This window comes from Flavonifractor porci (assembly GCF_037572415.1).
Lineage (GTDB): Bacteria > Bacillota > Clostridia > Oscillospirales > Oscillospiraceae > Flavonifractor > Flavonifractor porci.
On sequence record NZ_JBBHLB010000001.1, the window covers coordinates 350,494 to 364,441 of the forward strand.

Here is a 13,948-nt window from a genome sequence, read left to right on the forward strand (position 1 = left end):
AAAAGGCCGCCCTAATCGGGCGGCCTTTTCATGCCGGTCAGGAGAGCTTCACTTTTGCCACAATGACCTTCACAGGCTCGGGGGACTCCAGGGCCACACGGGGGGCGTGGAGATCCTGGGGCCAGACGATGTAGAAGGTGCCGAGCCGGACGGTGAGGGTGTCCCAGTCGGTGGTGAAGAACTGGATATCAGGGGTATACTCGCTGAGCTGCGTCAGAGGCGCGTCGGGCAGGGAGTAGCCCATACCCTCGGTGCCGGACACCACATACTGAATATCGGCGTAGTCCCGGTGGCACTCCAGCTTGCAGTCGGCGGGGAGTTTGGTATCCACGTCGAACCGGGTGGCGTACACATTGTCGCCGTCGATGTCCACCCGCTGGCCGGGCGTCAGGCTGTCCGGGTCCACCTGAGCCAGCCACTCCAGAGCCTGCCGGAACCGCTGGCCCAGACCGTAATACAGAGAAGCGTTTTTCATTTTATCAATGACCATTGCTCTCACCTCCATGGTTGCTGCTTCCATCTTATCGCCTCACCGCCAAAAAGGCAACAGAAATTTGGACAAGCAGGGGCGGACGTGGTACAATAATGTCTAACTGTACCCGCCGCCGCATATCCTTCCTTGATCGATGAAAAGGGGGAGTGCGGCATGAAGCGGATCGGACAGTGGGCCCTGCTGTGGGTGCTGGCTCTGGCCACCGCCGGTTATCTGGTGTTCTGGCCGGGCGGGGCGGTACAGACCGTGGGGCCTATGGACAGCGGACGGCCCGTTCTGGTGCTGGACGCAGGTCACGGCGGGGAGGACGGGGGCGCGGTGTCTCTCACCGGCGTACCGGAGAGCCAGATCAATCTGGCCATCGTCCGGAAGCTGGACCTGCTGCTGGGACTGTGCGGCCAATCGCCGGTGGTGCTGCGGCAGGAGGACGTGTCCCTCCACGACCCGTCGGCGGATACATTAAGAGAGAAGAAGGTCTCCGACCTGAAAAACCGGGTGGCAATGGTGGAGGGGACGGAAAACGGGGTGCTGCTGAGCATCCATCAGAATATGTTCACCAACGCCAGGTACCACGGGGCACAGGTCTTTTTCGCCCCCACCCAGGGGAGCCAGGAGTTCGCCGTCCACACCCAGGAGGTGCTGCGGCAGACGGTGGACCAAACCAATGAGCGCCAGGCCAAGCCCATCCCGGACACGGTCTACCTCATGAACCATATCACACGCCCCGCCATTCTGGTGGAGTGCGGCTTTCTGTCCAACCCGGAGGAGGAGGGCAAGCTGCGCTCGGAGGGCTATCAGCTCCAGCTGGCCGCCGCCCTCACCGGGGCGTGGCTGCAATATGAAGCGAATTTCACAACCTAGGGTCGGGGCGTTGGGGACGCCGCCCCCTACAGACCCATACCAAACATGATCCCGCAGGGGCGGGGTTTATCCCCGCCCGCAGGAACATCACACCACAAAAGAAGGGGAGGATCATCCACCCATGAAAGCCAAGACCATGTTTTACTGTACCGAATGCGGCAACGAGCTGCCCAAGTGGGCGGGCCAGTGCCCCGCCTGCAAGGCGTGGAACACCATCGTGGAGCAGCCCACCGAGAGCAAACGGAAAAGCTCTGCGGCCGCCGCCACGGCGGTGGAGCGGCAGGGGAGGTCCAAACCCCGGCTGATGGACGAAGTGGAGACCACCCGGGAGCTGCGGTTCCAGACCGGCATGAACGAGCTGGACCGGGTGCTGGGAGGCGGCGCCGTCCAGGGCTCCCTGGTGCTGGTGGGCGGCGCGCCGGGCATCGGCAAGTCCACCCTCATGCTCCAGATCTGCCAGAATTTATGCCGGTTTGCCAAGGTGCTCTATGTCTCCGGCGAGGAGTCCGAGCGGCAGATCAAGCTGCGGGCCGAGCGGCTGGGGGTGAGCGGCCAGCAGCTCTACCTGCTGGCTGAAACCAGCATGGACGACGTGGCCGAGGCGGTGACCACCCTCCAGCCCGATGTGCTCATCGTGGACTCCATCCAGACCATGTACAACGGGGAGCTGTCCGCCGCCCCCGGCAGCATCGGTCAGGTGAAGGACTGCACCATGGCCCTGATGAACCTGGCCAAGGGCCGGGGGGTGACGGTGTTTGTCATCGGCCACGTCAACAAGGAGGGCTCCATCGCCGGACCCAAGGTGCTGGAGCACATGGTGGACTGCGTGCTCTACTTTGAGGGCGAGCAGCAGAACTCCTACCGCATCCTGCGGGCGGCCAAAAACCGCTTCGGCGCCACCAACGAGATCGGCGTGTTCGAAATGGCCGACTCCGGCCTTACCGAGGTGCCCAATCCCTCGGAAATGCTGCTGTCCGGCCGGCCCCAGGACACCCCCGGCACCTGCGTCACCTGCGTGATGGAGGGGGTGCGGCCGGTGCTGGCGGAGGTCCAGGCCCTGCTGGCCCCCACCAGCTTCAACGTGCCCCGGCGCACCTGCAACGGCTTCGACTTCAACCGGGCCAACCTGCTGCTGGCGGTGCTGGAGAAGCGGGGCGGGCTGATGGTCAGCTCCTGCGACGCCTACATCAACGTCATCGGCGGCCTCAATCTGGACGAGCCCGCCGCAGACCTGGCCATGGTGGTGGCTCTGGCCTCCTCCTTCCGGGACCGTCCGGTGCCCGGCGACCTGGCCGCCATCGGGGAGGTGGGCCTCACCGGCGAGCTGCGGTCGGTGAACGCCCTGGGCCAGCGGCTCAGCGAGGTCCACCGGCTGGGCTTCACCAAATGCCTGGTGCCCCAGCGCACCGGGGCCAAGCTGGAGGTCCCAGACGGGCTCCAGCTCATCAAGGTCCGCAACATCCGGGAGGCCCTGGCCTTTTTATAAGGTAGGGGAGCCGCCCAGAAATTTTGGATAAAAATCAAGTCTCTCTTGCAAAAAGGGAGAAAATCGGATATACTACCCATATCCTAGAAATTTGGAGGTATTCCCTTTATGGCTCAGATCACCAAAGATACCATCATCGGCGATATCCTGGACATCGCTCCCGAGACCGCTCCCATCTTCCTGTCCATCGGTATGCACTGCCTGGGCTGCCCCTCTTCCCGCGGCGAGACCGTGGAGGAGGCCTGCATGGTCCACGGCGTGGATGTGGACGAGCTGCTGGCCAAGATCAACGCCAGCGTGGGCGCGGCTCAGTAACAATTGTAAAAAAGGAGCGGTCAGACCGCTCCTTTTTTGAAAGCTTCGAAAAACCGGCAAAGCCGCTTTTTCGAGAAGGCTGCAGCCCGCCGCGCGCGGACAGAGTCCACCCTTGCGGGCTGAGCAGTGTTTTCGTCCACGCACTTGTCGCGGCCGAAAACAGATTTGGACTTTTTTCACGCCTGCGGGCGCGAACTCTGCGAGGCTCTTTTGACAAACTGAAAAAAGGAGCGGTTCCACCGCTCCTTTTTTCGTAGGAGGTGAAGGGATGCGTCCCATGGAACTGACTCCCCGGCTGCGCTCGGTGGCTCAGCTGGTGCCCCAGGGGGCCAAATTTGCCGACATCGGCACCGACCACGCCTATCTGCCGGTGTGGCTCCTTCAGCGGGGGATCATTACAGAGGCCCTGGCCTGCGACCTGCGGCAGGGGCCCCTGGACCGTGCCCGGGCCACGGCGGAGAAATACGGCCTGACGGAGCAGATGGACTTCCGGCTGTGTGACGGCCTGGCGGGGGTGCGCCCCGGCGAGGCCGACACCATCGCCATCGCCGGCATGGGGGGCGAGACCATCGCCGCCATCCTGTCCGCCGCGCCCTGGACGTGGCGGGAGGACTGTCTGCTGCTGCTCCAGCCCATGAGCGCCCAGCCCCAGCTGCGGCTGTGGCTCCAGGAGCACGGCTACACCATTGCCCGGGAAATCCTGACCCGGGAAGGGGATACCATTTATACGACCTTCCAGGTAAAGGCCGGGCCCATGCCGGAACTCACCGCCGGTGAGCTGTGGGCGGGCCGGCAGAGCAGGGGGGAGGCTGACCCGCTGCGCAGAGAATACTTAAACCGGCTCATTGACCAGACCGGCCGGGCGGTGGAGGGGCTGCGCCGCTCCACCCGGAGCGCCGACGCCGGACGTCTGGAGGACATGGAGCGGGCCCACCGGGACCTGCTGGAACTGCGAGAGGAGTGGCTGTCATGGCAACCGTAAGAGAGATCTATCAGTATCTGGATGGGCTGGCCCCTTTTTCCCTCCAGATGGACTTTGACAACGCGGGCTTTCTGGTGGGCCGGGGGGACCGGCAGGTGGACAAGGTGCTGGTGAGCCTGGACATCACCGAAGAGGTGGTGGCCGAGGCCGCCCAGCTGGGGTGTCAGCTCATCGTGTCCCACCATCCGGTGATCTTCCGCCCCGCCAAGTCGGTGACCGACGCCACCCCCGATGGGCGCATTCTGCTCTCCCTGGTGGAGCATAACATCGCCGCCGTGTGCGCCCACACCAACCTGGACGCGGTGTGGGGCGGAGTGAACGACATCCTGGCCCGCAAGCTGGACCTCACCAACGTGGAGCCTCTGAAGCAGGACGGCGTGGACGCCGCCGGTCGTCCCTACGGCATCGGCCGGGTGGGCAACACCGCCGGGGTGCCCATGTACGCCCCCGCCTTTGCCGCTTTCGTCAAGGAGGCCCTGGGGGCCAACGGAGTGCGCTTTGTGGACGCCCGCCGTCCGGTAAGGCGGGTGGCCGTGGGGGGCGGCGCCTGCGCCGACCTGCTCAAGGACGCCCTGGCCCTGGGCTGCGACACCTTCGTCACCGCCGACGTGAAGTACAACGGCTTCCTGGATGCCAAGGCAATGGGGGTCAACCTTATCGATGCCGGACACTATCCCACCGAGCAGGTGGTGGTGCCTGTGCTGGTCAAGTGGCTGGCCGAGGGCTTTGCCAAGGTGGAGGTGCTCACCACCCAGACCCATAAAGAGGTGTTTTCCTACCTGTGAGGGCTTGTCAAGCACTCAAAAAAGTGATAAACTAGTTGCGCTGATTTTCGACGAGAAGGGAACGAGTACCAATGTCAGGACATTCCAAGTGGCATAATATTCAGAAGACCAAGGGCGCGGCCGACGCCAAGCGCTCCCAGATCTTCACCAAGATCGCCCGCGAGATGATCGTGGCCGTCAAGACCGGCGGCAGCGGCGACCCCAACAATAACTCCCGCCTGGCTACCGTTATCGCCAAGGCCAAGGCGGCCAATATGCCCAACGACAACATCAAGCGCACCATCGACAAGGCTCTGGGCTCCGGCAACACCGACAGCTACGAGAACGTGGTGTACGAGGGCTACGGCCCCTCCGGCGTGGCCGTCATCGTGGACGCCCTCACCGATAACCGCAACCGCACCGCTCCCGAGGTCCGTCACCTGCTGGACAAGTACGGCAAGGGCCTGGGCGCCACCGGCTGCGTGTCCTGGTCCTTCGACCGCAAGGGCGTGATCGTCATTGAGAAGGAAGACCTGGACGAGGACACCGTCATGATGGACGCCCTGGACTGCGGCGCCGACGACATGCAGGTGGAGGACGAGGTCTTTGAGGTCTACACCGATCCCGACGCCTTCGGCGCCGTGGTGGCCGCCATGGAGGAGAAGGGCTACACCTTCGTCCAGGCCGCCGTGGAGATGGTGCCTCAGAACTACGTCAAGCTGGAGAGCGAAGAGGACATCAAGAACATGGAGAAGCTCATCGACCTGCTGGAAGAGAACGACGACGTCCAGAACGTCTGGCACAACTGGGATCAGGACTGATTCATCTGACAGAAAACACCCTGTCCGCATCTGCGGACAGGGTGTTTTTGCGTCAATTACCAGGAAAAGACCTTCTGCTCCACGCTCCGGTGAAGGAGGGAGACCATCTGGGCACGGGTGCAGACCAGCTCGGGGCTGAAGCTGCCGCCGCCGGTGCCCTGGGTAACGCCGTGCTCCACGGCCCAGTTCACCGCACCGGCATAGTAGCTGCCGTTGTCCACGTCAGAGAAGGCGGCTGCCTTCCCGGCGGCAGGAGAACCGGCGGCCCGGTGGAGAAAAGCCACCGTCTGGGACCGGGTCACCTCAGCGTCAGGGCTGAAGGTATTGGCTCCAGTTCCGCCGGTAATGCCCTGTTCCACCGCCCAGCACACCGCGTCATAGTAGAAGTCGTTGGCCCCCACGTCCCGGAAGGGGAGCGTCCGGTTCTTGGGCGCGGGGGAGCCTGACGCCCGCCACAGGAAGGTGACGGCCTGGGCACGGGTGCAGTGGGCGTCGGGGGCAAAGCGGTTTTGATCGGCCCCCTGGGTCACGTTCTCCTTCACCGCCCACCGGACCGCCTCGTAATAGTAGTCGGTCTTGGACACGTCCCGGAAGGAAACTTCCTTCTCAACGGTGGGCTGCTCCGGGGTGGGAGCGGGGTTGTCCGGAGTTTTCTCCTTGAATGCGGCGGTGATCTTCACAGGGGAGGCAGGCATGGTAAAGGTATACTGGGTGGGACTCTTTTCGGTCACCTTCACCGTCTTTCCCGCCCGGTCCTGGATTTGCAGCTCCTGCAGGGCATAGCCCTCATCGGGTTTGACGGTAACGGTGACGGTCCTGCCCCGTGGGGCGCGAAGGGCGCTGAGCTTGAGCGTTCCGTGGGGCACGGTTCCCGCGTTGACGGGATAATAGGCCGTTTGAGGGACGGAAGGGTCCTGCTGCCCGGGGATTTCCGGGCTGTGCCCGGCCTGGGCGGAAATGTATGCGATGGTCTTGTCCGCGTCCGCCTTGCTGGGAGCGGCAGAGGCGCCGGACCAGCGGGGGATATGGGGGTTCTCCCCCTCACTTTTCCAGGTTACGCCGTCGTGCTTGACCGCGTTGGGGGCGTTCACCCCGGCAGCGGCAGCCTTGCCGCCGGTGATATCGCCGCTCTTGGGGAAGGCGGCGGCTCCGCCCTGGAGGTAGGCCTTGGCGGCAGAGACCGTGCCGGTGCCGCTGACGGCGTCGCCGCCCCGGTCAAAGGTCCCGTCACCTCCCACGGCCAGCAGGGTACCGCTGCCGGCAATGGCGCCGTTCTCCAGCAGGACGGCCGTGCCGCCCACCGAGGTGGCGGCCTGCATCCCGCCGCCGTATACCGCCAGCAGGGCATCGTCGGCCAGGGTCAGGGTACCGCCGGTGACGGAAAGGCCGGTCTGACCGGCGTAGCTTCTGCCGGTGAGGGGATCAGTGCCGGTGGGGGCCTCGTCGCCTTTGATAAAGACCTGTCCCTTCACCGTCACGTCGCCCAGCACCGCCACCACCGGCTGGGTATTCTTCCGGGCCTGGCTGCCGTTGGCGATGAAATTGGTATTGGAGTAGATGGCGGCGTTCTCCAGCACCGCGCCGCCCATGAGCCGCAGCTGTCCGTTGATGGAGGCGCCGGTGAGGAATTTACCGTGGTAGGAATCGTAATTCATGGAGAAAGTACCGCCCTGCTCCACCTGGATCACGCCCTGGACGGCGGAGTCCTGGAGGGTCAGTTTGCCGCCGGATTGCACCACCATCTTCACGCTGCTGAGCACATCCATATTCACCAAGGTCAGGTCGCACCCGGCGGGGATGAGCAGGGTCTGGACCGGCTCCTGGCCGTTGGGCAGGGCATAACCCAGCTTGCCGTAGGTGCCGCTGGTGTGGGAGCCGAACCAGGCCTTGATCTGCGCGGGGACGGTTACCGTCTCGTTCTCGCCTCCGAAGTCCCGGATGGCCCAGGGCACCATGTCATACAGATATTTACCGTCCTGGGCCTGGGTAGCATGGTCCAGAGTCAGCCGGTCCACCAGTTTCTCATCCCCACTGTACACCAGGAAGGGGAGGGAGTTGCTGACGGCTTTCCGGCCCTGGTCGTCGGTGATGGTGACCGAAATCTGGTACTCTCCCTTCATTGCAGGCGTACCGGACAGGGTGAGGGCGCTGTCCAGAGTGGAGTACACCCCCGTCATGCCGCTGCCCTGGGGGGAGATCTCCACGGCGCTCTGGTCCCGGCGGACGGTGACGCCGCTCTTGTGGAGGGGGAGCCAGTCGCTGTCGGTAGGGGCGGCGTCCTTGTTCGTCAGGGCACACTGTACCTCCACGCTGCTGTTCTTGTTCACCGTCACGGTGGAGGTGGCGCCGGTGACGGCGTCGTAGCCCTTCTGATCCACCAGGGCAGGCTCAAAGGAGCCCACCAGACGGACATGCAGGGTCTGTTCGCCGCCGGGCTGGGGCGTCTCATCTCCCACCACCTCCGCCCGGTAGGCTCCTTCCTCAAGGGTGATCTTCAGCCGCAGATCTTGGTACTGGCTGCTGGAGATGGTAAGGATATCTCCCGAATGGAGGACGGGATTCATGGCGTCAAAGTAGATGGCTGATTCAGCGGCGTCCAGATAATAGGTGGGGCCGTTGAGCAGCGGCTTGTAGCTTACCGGCCTCAGCTCCACCGGCTGCTGATCGGAGGAGACACACCGGATGGCGGTAATACCGTCCACATAGCGGTCCAGGCCGGTAATGGTCAGCTTCAGATAGACAGACAGCACCCGCTCCAGAGATGCGGCAGCACCCGCCGGGTCCCGCTGCTCAGTGGAGGAGCCTGCATCGGCAGCGGAAATTACCGTTACCTTTTGATTGCGGACATCCAGCTTCAGGTGCAGATCCTCATAACCCTCGGCCTGGATGGTGCATTTCACCGTGTCCGGGAGATTGGGGGGCAGCATAATGCGTCCGTCGCTGGACAGGCGCACATAGGTGCCGCTTTTCATGGAGAGAGAGCTGCCGCCCTCCTGATAGGGGACACCGTCCACGGACAAAGTCTGGATCTTGTCGATCCAGGCGGAGTTTTGGAACCCAAAATCCAGATATACGGCCTTACTGAAAAAATTGGTGCTCACCGTCTCCACGGGGACGGGGGGCTGGATACCTGCGGCCCATGCCCGAAGGGGCAGCAAGGTAAACAGCATGGCCAGGGACAGAGCCAGCGACAGCAGCCGTGTCCTCTGTTTGGTGATTTGCATGGCGTTGTATTCTCCTTTCGATGTTCTGATGAGATGCGGCACTCCCCCCCACCACAGAGCTCTCTGGTTAGCATAAACTAACTTATGGTTCAAAAAAAGGCAACGACCGGAGACAGCCGCTGCGGCGGAGGGGTAGGACGGACAGGTCCAGTATATAAACCGGAAGGGGCCCTGTCAACCAACCTTAAGAATTCTTAAGATTGGCGGCAGGGCCGGGAGTTCTCTATGGGATGTATTCAAAGTGGCGGCAGAGCCATTTGCCCGCCTTGCTGCCCAGCACCAGGGCGATGGGCAGGGGAATGGCCGCAAAGAGCAGCAAAAAGACCAGCGGATTCCAGGCGGCAGCAAACAGCATGGCGGAATAATCAGAAAAATATTCCAGCAAAAAGACGTAAAACCGGAACATGAAATAGACCGCCCACACCATGCAGAAGGCCTCCACCTGGGAACTGTTCGTTCCGGTGTGGACCCGGTCGGACTCCGGGATGGGACGGCCCTTGACCTCCCGCTCCAGCAGGGCGGCGTAATCCTCCAGGCCGCTGGCCTGGGCGGTGTCGGTGAAGCGCAGCTTGTCGTAGGCGTCTATGGCCGCCTGGAGCCGCTGCCGGAGGGAAAAGGCCGCCCCGGAGGCGTTCTTCTGAAAATCCTCCATCATGGCGCGGATCTCCTCCAGAGTGAAGCCCGCCTTCCGCAGGGTGGAGATGGCTTTCAGCCGGTCCACGTGGGCAGGGGAGAAGTCCAGCCAGGTCCGTCCGCCCCGGCGCTGGGCCAGGGGAACCACCAGTTTTTCCTGCACATAGAACCGCACCGCCCGCTCTGTCAGACCGGTCTGGGCGCATACTTCCTTCATTTTCATGGGCCATCCCTCCTTGGGTAAGGACAGTTTACCATCTGACGTAAGGGAAGAGTCAAGGGATTTTGCAAAAAAAGATGGACCGGAGCTGCACGCTCCGGTCCATCATATCTGCAAGTAAGCCTGTAAGCCGGGTTCTGTCCTTTAAGACAGCCATCTATCTCGACGCACCGTTGCCGGTACGCTCAAGCCGCCTCCCCGGGACGGCCGGGCCGGCCTGTTGTCCCTCCACGGCGTTGCTCCGGATAGAGTTTACAGCGATGGACTGTTCCCAGCCATCGGGTGAGCTCTTACCTCGCCTTTCCACCCTTACCTCGTCGGCGCAAGCTTCAGATCACTCGCTTCCCCGCAAAGCGGCAAAGCTCGCCCCTTTCGCTGCGCCTCCTCTCCCCACGAAAGCAAACGCTTTCGCGGGGGCCCCATTAGAGGGGAACCAAGGCGGTATATCTCTGTTGCACTTTTCCTAGGGTCGCCCCCGGCGGGTGTTACCCGTTATCCTTGCCCTATGGAGCCCGGACTTTCCTCACCCACGGGCCTTTCGCCCCGCAGGCGCGGCTGTCCAGCTTGCTTGCCCGACTATTTTACGCTATCTTGCCCGGATTGTCAAATCAAAAGCGCTCAGCGTTTGCATTTTCTCTTCAGGTGGGATATAATAAATTGGTTAAACTATGAAAAGGGAGGAACTGTTATGAAGCGTTCCACCATACAGGAATATCTGGCGGGGCTGAAGGGCAAGCGGGTGGCCGTCATTGGCATCGGCGTGTCCAACACCCCACTGATCAAAATGCTGCTGCGGGCGGGCGTGAAGGTCACCGCCTGCGACAAAAAGCCCATGAGCGCCTTCGCCGGTCTGGCCGAGGAGCTGGAGAGCCTGGGCGCCACCCTGAAGCTGGGGGAGGACTACCTGGAGGACCTGGACTTTGAGGTCATCTTCCGCACACCCGGTATGCGGCCCGACCTGCCTCAGCTGGTGGCCGCCCAGCAGAAGGGGGCCATCCTCACCTCTGAGATGGAGGTCTTTTTCCAGGTCTGCCCCTGCCGCACCATCGCCGTCACCGGCAGCGACGGGAAAACCACCACCACCACCATCATCGCAGAGCTGCTCAAGGCGGCGGGGGAGACCGTCTATGTGGGCGGCAACATCGGCAAGCCCCTGCTGCCCGACGTGGACGGCATGGAACCGGGGGACATCGCTGTGCTGGAGCTGTCCTCCTTCCAGCTGATGACCATGGACCGGAGCCCCAACATCGCCGTGGTCACCAACCTGGCCCCCAACCACCTGGACGTCCACAAGTCCATGGAGGAGTACATTGAGGCCAAGGAGAACATCTTCCTCCACCAGAGCGAACAGGATCTGCTGGTGGTCAACGCCGACAACGAGATCACCCACGGCTTTGCCGGGGAGGCCCAGGGCCGGGTGGCCATGTTCAGCCGCCTGTCCGAGCCCGCCCGGGGGGCTTTCCTGCGGGACGGGGTAATCTGGGTTCGCAACGAGATGCACGAGCGCCCGGTGCTGCCGGTCAGTGACATCCTGCTCCCCGGCACCCACAACGTAGAGAACTATATGGCGGCCATCACCGCCTTGGACGGCCTGGTGCCCGATCCGGTGGTGCGGGACTTCGCCCAGAAGTTTGCCGGAGTGGAGCACCGCATTGAGCTGGTGCGCACCCTGAACGGCGTGAAGTACTACAACGACTCCATTGCCTCCAGCCCCTCCCGCACCATTGCCGGCCTGCGCTCCTTCCACCAGAAGGTGATCCTCATCGCCGGCGGCTACGACAAGCACATCCCCTTCGACGTGCTGGGCCCTGAGATCATCGGCCATGTAAAGGAATTGTTCCTCACAGGTGATACCGCGGAGAAGATCCGCGCCGCCGTGGAGAACTGCCCTGATTATCTCCCCGCCGCCCTGCCCATCACCGTCATCGACGGCTTTGAGCAGGCGGTACTGGCCGCCCACAAGGCTGCCAAACCCGGTGACGTGGTGATCCTGTCTCCCGCCTGCGCCTCCTTTGACAAGTTCAAGAACTTTATGGAGCGGGGCGCCGCCTTCAAGAAGATCATTTACGGATTGTCATAAATAGCCTCATAAGGAGGAGTTACATTTGGATATGAAAACTGTGCTGGAGACCCTGTGCGGCCGCACGGCGCCCTCCGGCTTTGAGACCCCGGCGGCCCAGGCCGCCCAGGCCCTGCTGGCTCCCCTGGTGGACGAGACCAGCATCGACCGCATGGGCAACCTGATGGGTGTGCGCCGCTGCGGCAAACCGGACGCCGGGAAGATCCTGCTGGACGCCCATCTGGATGAGATCGGCCTCATCGTCACCGGGGCGGAGGAGGGTTACCTCCGGTTCCGCACCATCGGCGGGGTGGACCCCCGGATGCTGCCCGGCCGGGAAGTGACCATCCTGACCCAGCCCCCCATGGTGGGTATGGTGGCCAGCCCCGGCCCCGAGCAGGACGACGAGAGCAAGTCCGTGCCCATCCCTGAACTGGTGATAGACGCCGGTCTGACCCAGGAGCAGGCGGAACAGCTGGTGGGCACCCCCATGGTGTACCGGGGCTCCTGCTTCCCTCTGGGGGAGGACCAGATGTGCGGCAAGGCCATGGACGACCGGTCCTGCTTCGCCATTCTGCTGCGCTGCATGGAGCTGCTGAAGGACAAGGAACTGGACATGGACGTGTACGTCATGGGCTCCACCCGGGAGGAGGTCTCCGGTGTGGGCGCCACCGTGGGCACCTGGGCGGTACAGCCCGACTGCTGCATCGCCGTGGACGTGACTCACGGCCGCACCCCCGACGGCCCCGCCGACAAGACCTTCGTGCTGGGCGGCGGCCCCGCCATCGGTGTGGGTCCCAACATGGCCCGCTGGATGACCCAAAGGCTGCTGGATAAGGCACAGGAAAGGGAAATTCCTTTCCAGCAGGAGGTCATGAGCGGCCACACCGGCACCAACGGCTGGGAGATGCAGATCAGCCGGGAGGGCGTTGCCACGGCGGTGCTGTCCCTGCCCCTGAAATATATGCACAGCCCCATTGAGGTGCTGTCGCTCACCGATCTGGAGCACACCGCGGCCCTGCTGGCCGCCTTTGTGGAGGATCTGGGAAAGGAGGGGCAGCTGTGAAGGAACTGCTGAGAAAACTGTGTACCCTGCCCGGCGTGTCCAGCTGGGAGGACCAGGTGCGGGACTGCGTGATGGAGGTGGCCGGTCAGTACGCCACCGAGCTGCGGGTGGACGCCATGGGCAACGTGATCGCCTTCAAGGAGGGCGCCAAGGCCACCGGCAACAAGCTGCTGCTCACCGCCCACATGGACGAGGTGGGCCTGATGGTGCGCGCCATCACCGACGAGGGGTACCTGAAATTCGACACGGTGGGCCACATGGACCGCCGGGTACTGCTGGGCAAGCGGGTGCTGGTTGGGCCCAAGCTGCTGCCCGCCGTGGTGGGTCTGAAGGCCTACCATCTGGTGAGCCGGGACGAGGAGAAGAACGTCCCCAAGCTGGACGAATTCTACCTGGACATTGGGGCCAGGAGCAAGGAAGAGGCGGAAAAGCTGGTCCGTCTGGGGGACGTGGCCGCCTTTGACAGCACCCCTGAGCTTTTTGGGAACGGCCTGCTGAAGGGCCGGGCCCTGGATAGCCGCATCGGCTGCGCCGTGCTGCTGTGGCTTATGCGGGAGGAGCTGCCCATGGACTGCACCTTCGTGTTCACCGCCCAGCAGGAGGTGGGAGCAAGAGGTGCCTTCGGCGCCGCCTTCTCGGTACAGCCGGAGATCGCTCTGGTGCTGGAGGGGGCTCCCGCCGCCGATCTGGCCGGGGTGCCCGCCCACAAAAAGGCCTGCGCCCTGGGCAGGGGCGCGGTGCTCCCCATCATGGACAAGGGCGTTATCGTGGACCGGAAGCTCTTTGAGACCCTGCGGAAGCTGGCGGAGGAACAGAACATCCCCTGGCAGCTCCGGGAGGCCACCACCGGCTCCGGCGACGCCATGGCGGTCCAGCGGGCCGCTTCCGGCGTGCGTACGGCGGTGATCGCCGCCCCCGTGCGCTACCCCCATACCCCCGCCACCCTGGCCAGCGCTGAGGATATCGAGGCCATGCTCCAGCTGACCCGGGCATTCATCAACCATCTGTCCAAGGAGGACTGACC

At 63.4% G+C, this 13,948-nt stretch carries 12 protein-coding genes and 1 other RNA gene; 9 read left to right on the forward strand and 4 right to left on the reverse strand.

Annotated elements, in window-relative coordinates; genetic code table 11:
- Positions 1-37 precede the first annotated feature (37 nt).
- Entirely contained in the window at positions 38-490 is a 453-nt protein-coding gene (locus WHJ28_RS01730) for a NanQ anomerase/TabA/YiaL family protein (RefSeq protein WP_340039346.1), read from the reverse strand.
- Between the two features lie 156 nt (positions 491-646).
- Between WHJ28_RS01730 and WHJ28_RS01735 the strand changes: the two genes are divergently transcribed.
- The 6 genes from WHJ28_RS01735 (at position 647) to WHJ28_RS01760 (ending at position 5,722) form a co-directional block, all read left to right on the forward strand.
- On the forward strand, positions 647-1,354 hold the full coding sequence (locus tag WHJ28_RS01735) for an N-acetylmuramoyl-L-alanine amidase (RefSeq protein ID WP_340039347.1): 708 nt from the start codon (positions 647-649) through the stop codon (positions 1,352-1,354).
- A gap of 121 nt (positions 1,355-1,475) precedes the next feature.
- Positions 1,476-2,840, forward strand: a complete 1,365-nt coding sequence (radA, locus tag WHJ28_RS01740) for a DNA repair protein RadA (protein WP_340039348.1) — start codon at positions 1,476-1,478, stop codon at positions 2,838-2,840.
- A 108-nt stretch (positions 2,841-2,948) separates the two neighbouring features.
- Positions 2,949-3,155, forward strand: a complete 207-nt coding sequence (locus WHJ28_RS01745) for a DUF1858 domain-containing protein (protein WP_087188762.1) — start codon at positions 2,949-2,951, stop codon at positions 3,153-3,155.
- A 268-nt stretch (positions 3,156-3,423) separates the two neighbouring features.
- On the forward strand, positions 3,424-4,137 hold the full coding sequence (locus tag WHJ28_RS01750) for a tRNA (adenine(22)-N(1))-methyltransferase (RefSeq protein ID WP_340039350.1): 714 nt from the start codon (positions 3,424-3,426) through the stop codon (positions 4,135-4,137).
- Complete coding sequence (locus tag WHJ28_RS01755; protein ID WP_340039351.1) at positions 4,125-4,922, forward strand: Nif3-like dinuclear metal center hexameric protein; 798 nt, start codon at positions 4,125-4,127, stop codon at positions 4,920-4,922. The genes WHJ28_RS01750 and WHJ28_RS01755 overlap by 13 nt, the downstream gene beginning before the upstream one ends.
- 71 nt (positions 4,923-4,993) lie before the next feature.
- On the forward strand, positions 4,994-5,722 hold the full coding sequence (locus tag WHJ28_RS01760; RefSeq protein ID WP_340039352.1) for a YebC/PmpR family DNA-binding transcriptional regulator: 729 nt from the start codon (positions 4,994-4,996) through the stop codon (positions 5,720-5,722).
- Between the two features lie 56 nt (positions 5,723-5,778).
- Here WHJ28_RS01760 and WHJ28_RS01765 read toward each other — a convergent pair whose 3' ends face one another.
- The 3 genes from WHJ28_RS01765 to rnpB all read right to left on the reverse strand — a co-directional run bounded on the left by WHJ28_RS01765 (position 5,779) and on the right by rnpB (position 10,370).
- Entirely contained in the window at positions 5,779-8,946 is a 3,168-nt protein-coding gene (locus tag WHJ28_RS01765) for an S-layer homology domain-containing protein (protein ID WP_340039354.1), read from the reverse strand.
- Between the two features lie 223 nt (positions 8,947-9,169).
- Positions 9,170-9,802, reverse strand: a complete 633-nt coding sequence (locus tag WHJ28_RS01770) for a MerR family transcriptional regulator (protein ID WP_340039356.1) — start codon at positions 9,800-9,802, stop codon at positions 9,170-9,172.
- A gap of 107 nt (positions 9,803-9,909) precedes the next feature.
- Positions 9,910-10,370: RNase P RNA component class A (gene rnpB / locus WHJ28_RS01775), an RNA gene on the reverse strand.
- A 117-nt stretch (positions 10,371-10,487) separates the two neighbouring features.
- On the opposite strand from rnpB, the gene murD reads away from it, so the two are divergent.
- Genes murD through WHJ28_RS01790 form a run of 3 tightly spaced genes read left to right on the forward strand, consistent with a single transcriptional unit; the run spans position 10,488 to position 13,946 of the window.
- The gene (gene murD / locus WHJ28_RS01780; protein WP_340039358.1) at positions 10,488-11,879 is read left to right on the forward strand and encodes a UDP-N-acetylmuramoyl-L-alanine--D-glutamate ligase; all 1,392 of its coding nucleotides are present in this window, start codon (positions 10,488-10,490) and stop codon (positions 11,877-11,879) included.
- A gap of 31 nt (positions 11,880-11,910) precedes the next feature.
- Positions 11,911-12,924 (forward strand): zinc-binding metallopeptidase family protein, encoded by a 1,014-nt coding sequence (locus WHJ28_RS01785; RefSeq protein WP_340039479.1) that lies wholly within the window; start codon positions 11,911-11,913, stop codon positions 12,922-12,924.
- A complete protein-coding gene (locus WHJ28_RS01790) occupies positions 12,921-13,946 on the forward strand; it encodes a M42 family metallopeptidase (protein ID WP_340039360.1) in 1,026 nt (341 codons plus the stop codon). Before WHJ28_RS01785 ends, WHJ28_RS01790 begins: the two co-directional genes overlap by 4 nt.
- The last annotated feature ends 2 nt before the right edge of the window (positions 13,947-13,948 follow it).

Bases quoted from the DNA above. Each gene is read 5' to 3' on its own strand.
- WHJ28_RS01765 (WP_340039354.1), bottom strand. From the start codon at position 8,946: ATGCAAATCACCAAACAGAGGACACGGCTGCTGTCGCTGGCTCTGTCC.
- WHJ28_RS01735 (WP_340039347.1), top strand. From the start codon at position 647: ATGAAGCGGATCGGACAGTGGGCCCTGCTGTGGGTGCTGGCTCTGGCC.
- WHJ28_RS01770 (WP_340039356.1), bottom strand. From the start codon at position 9,802: ATGAAAATGAAGGAAGTATGCGCCCAGACCGGTCTGACAGAGCGGGCG.
- WHJ28_RS01730 (WP_340039346.1), bottom strand. From the start codon at position 490: ATGGTCATTGATAAAATGAAAAACGCTTCTCTGTATTACGGTCTGGGC.
- WHJ28_RS01750 (WP_340039350.1), top strand. From the start codon at position 3,424: ATGCGTCCCATGGAACTGACTCCCCGGCTGCGCTCGGTGGCTCAGCTG.
- WHJ28_RS01745 (WP_087188762.1), top strand. From the start codon at position 2,949: ATGGCTCAGATCACCAAAGATACCATCATCGGCGATATCCTGGACATC.
- radA (WP_340039348.1), top strand. From the start codon at position 1,476: ATGAAAGCCAAGACCATGTTTTACTGTACCGAATGCGGCAACGAGCTG.
- WHJ28_RS01755 (WP_340039351.1), top strand. From the start codon at position 4,125: ATGGCAACCGTAAGAGAGATCTATCAGTATCTGGATGGGCTGGCCCCT.
- WHJ28_RS01785 (WP_340039479.1), top strand. From the start codon at position 11,911: ATGAAAACTGTGCTGGAGACCCTGTGCGGCCGCACGGCGCCCTCCGGC.
- murD (WP_340039358.1), top strand. From the start codon at position 10,488: ATGAAGCGTTCCACCATACAGGAATATCTGGCGGGGCTGAAGGGCAAG.
- WHJ28_RS01760 (WP_340039352.1), top strand. From the start codon at position 4,994: ATGTCAGGACATTCCAAGTGGCATAATATTCAGAAGACCAAGGGCGCG.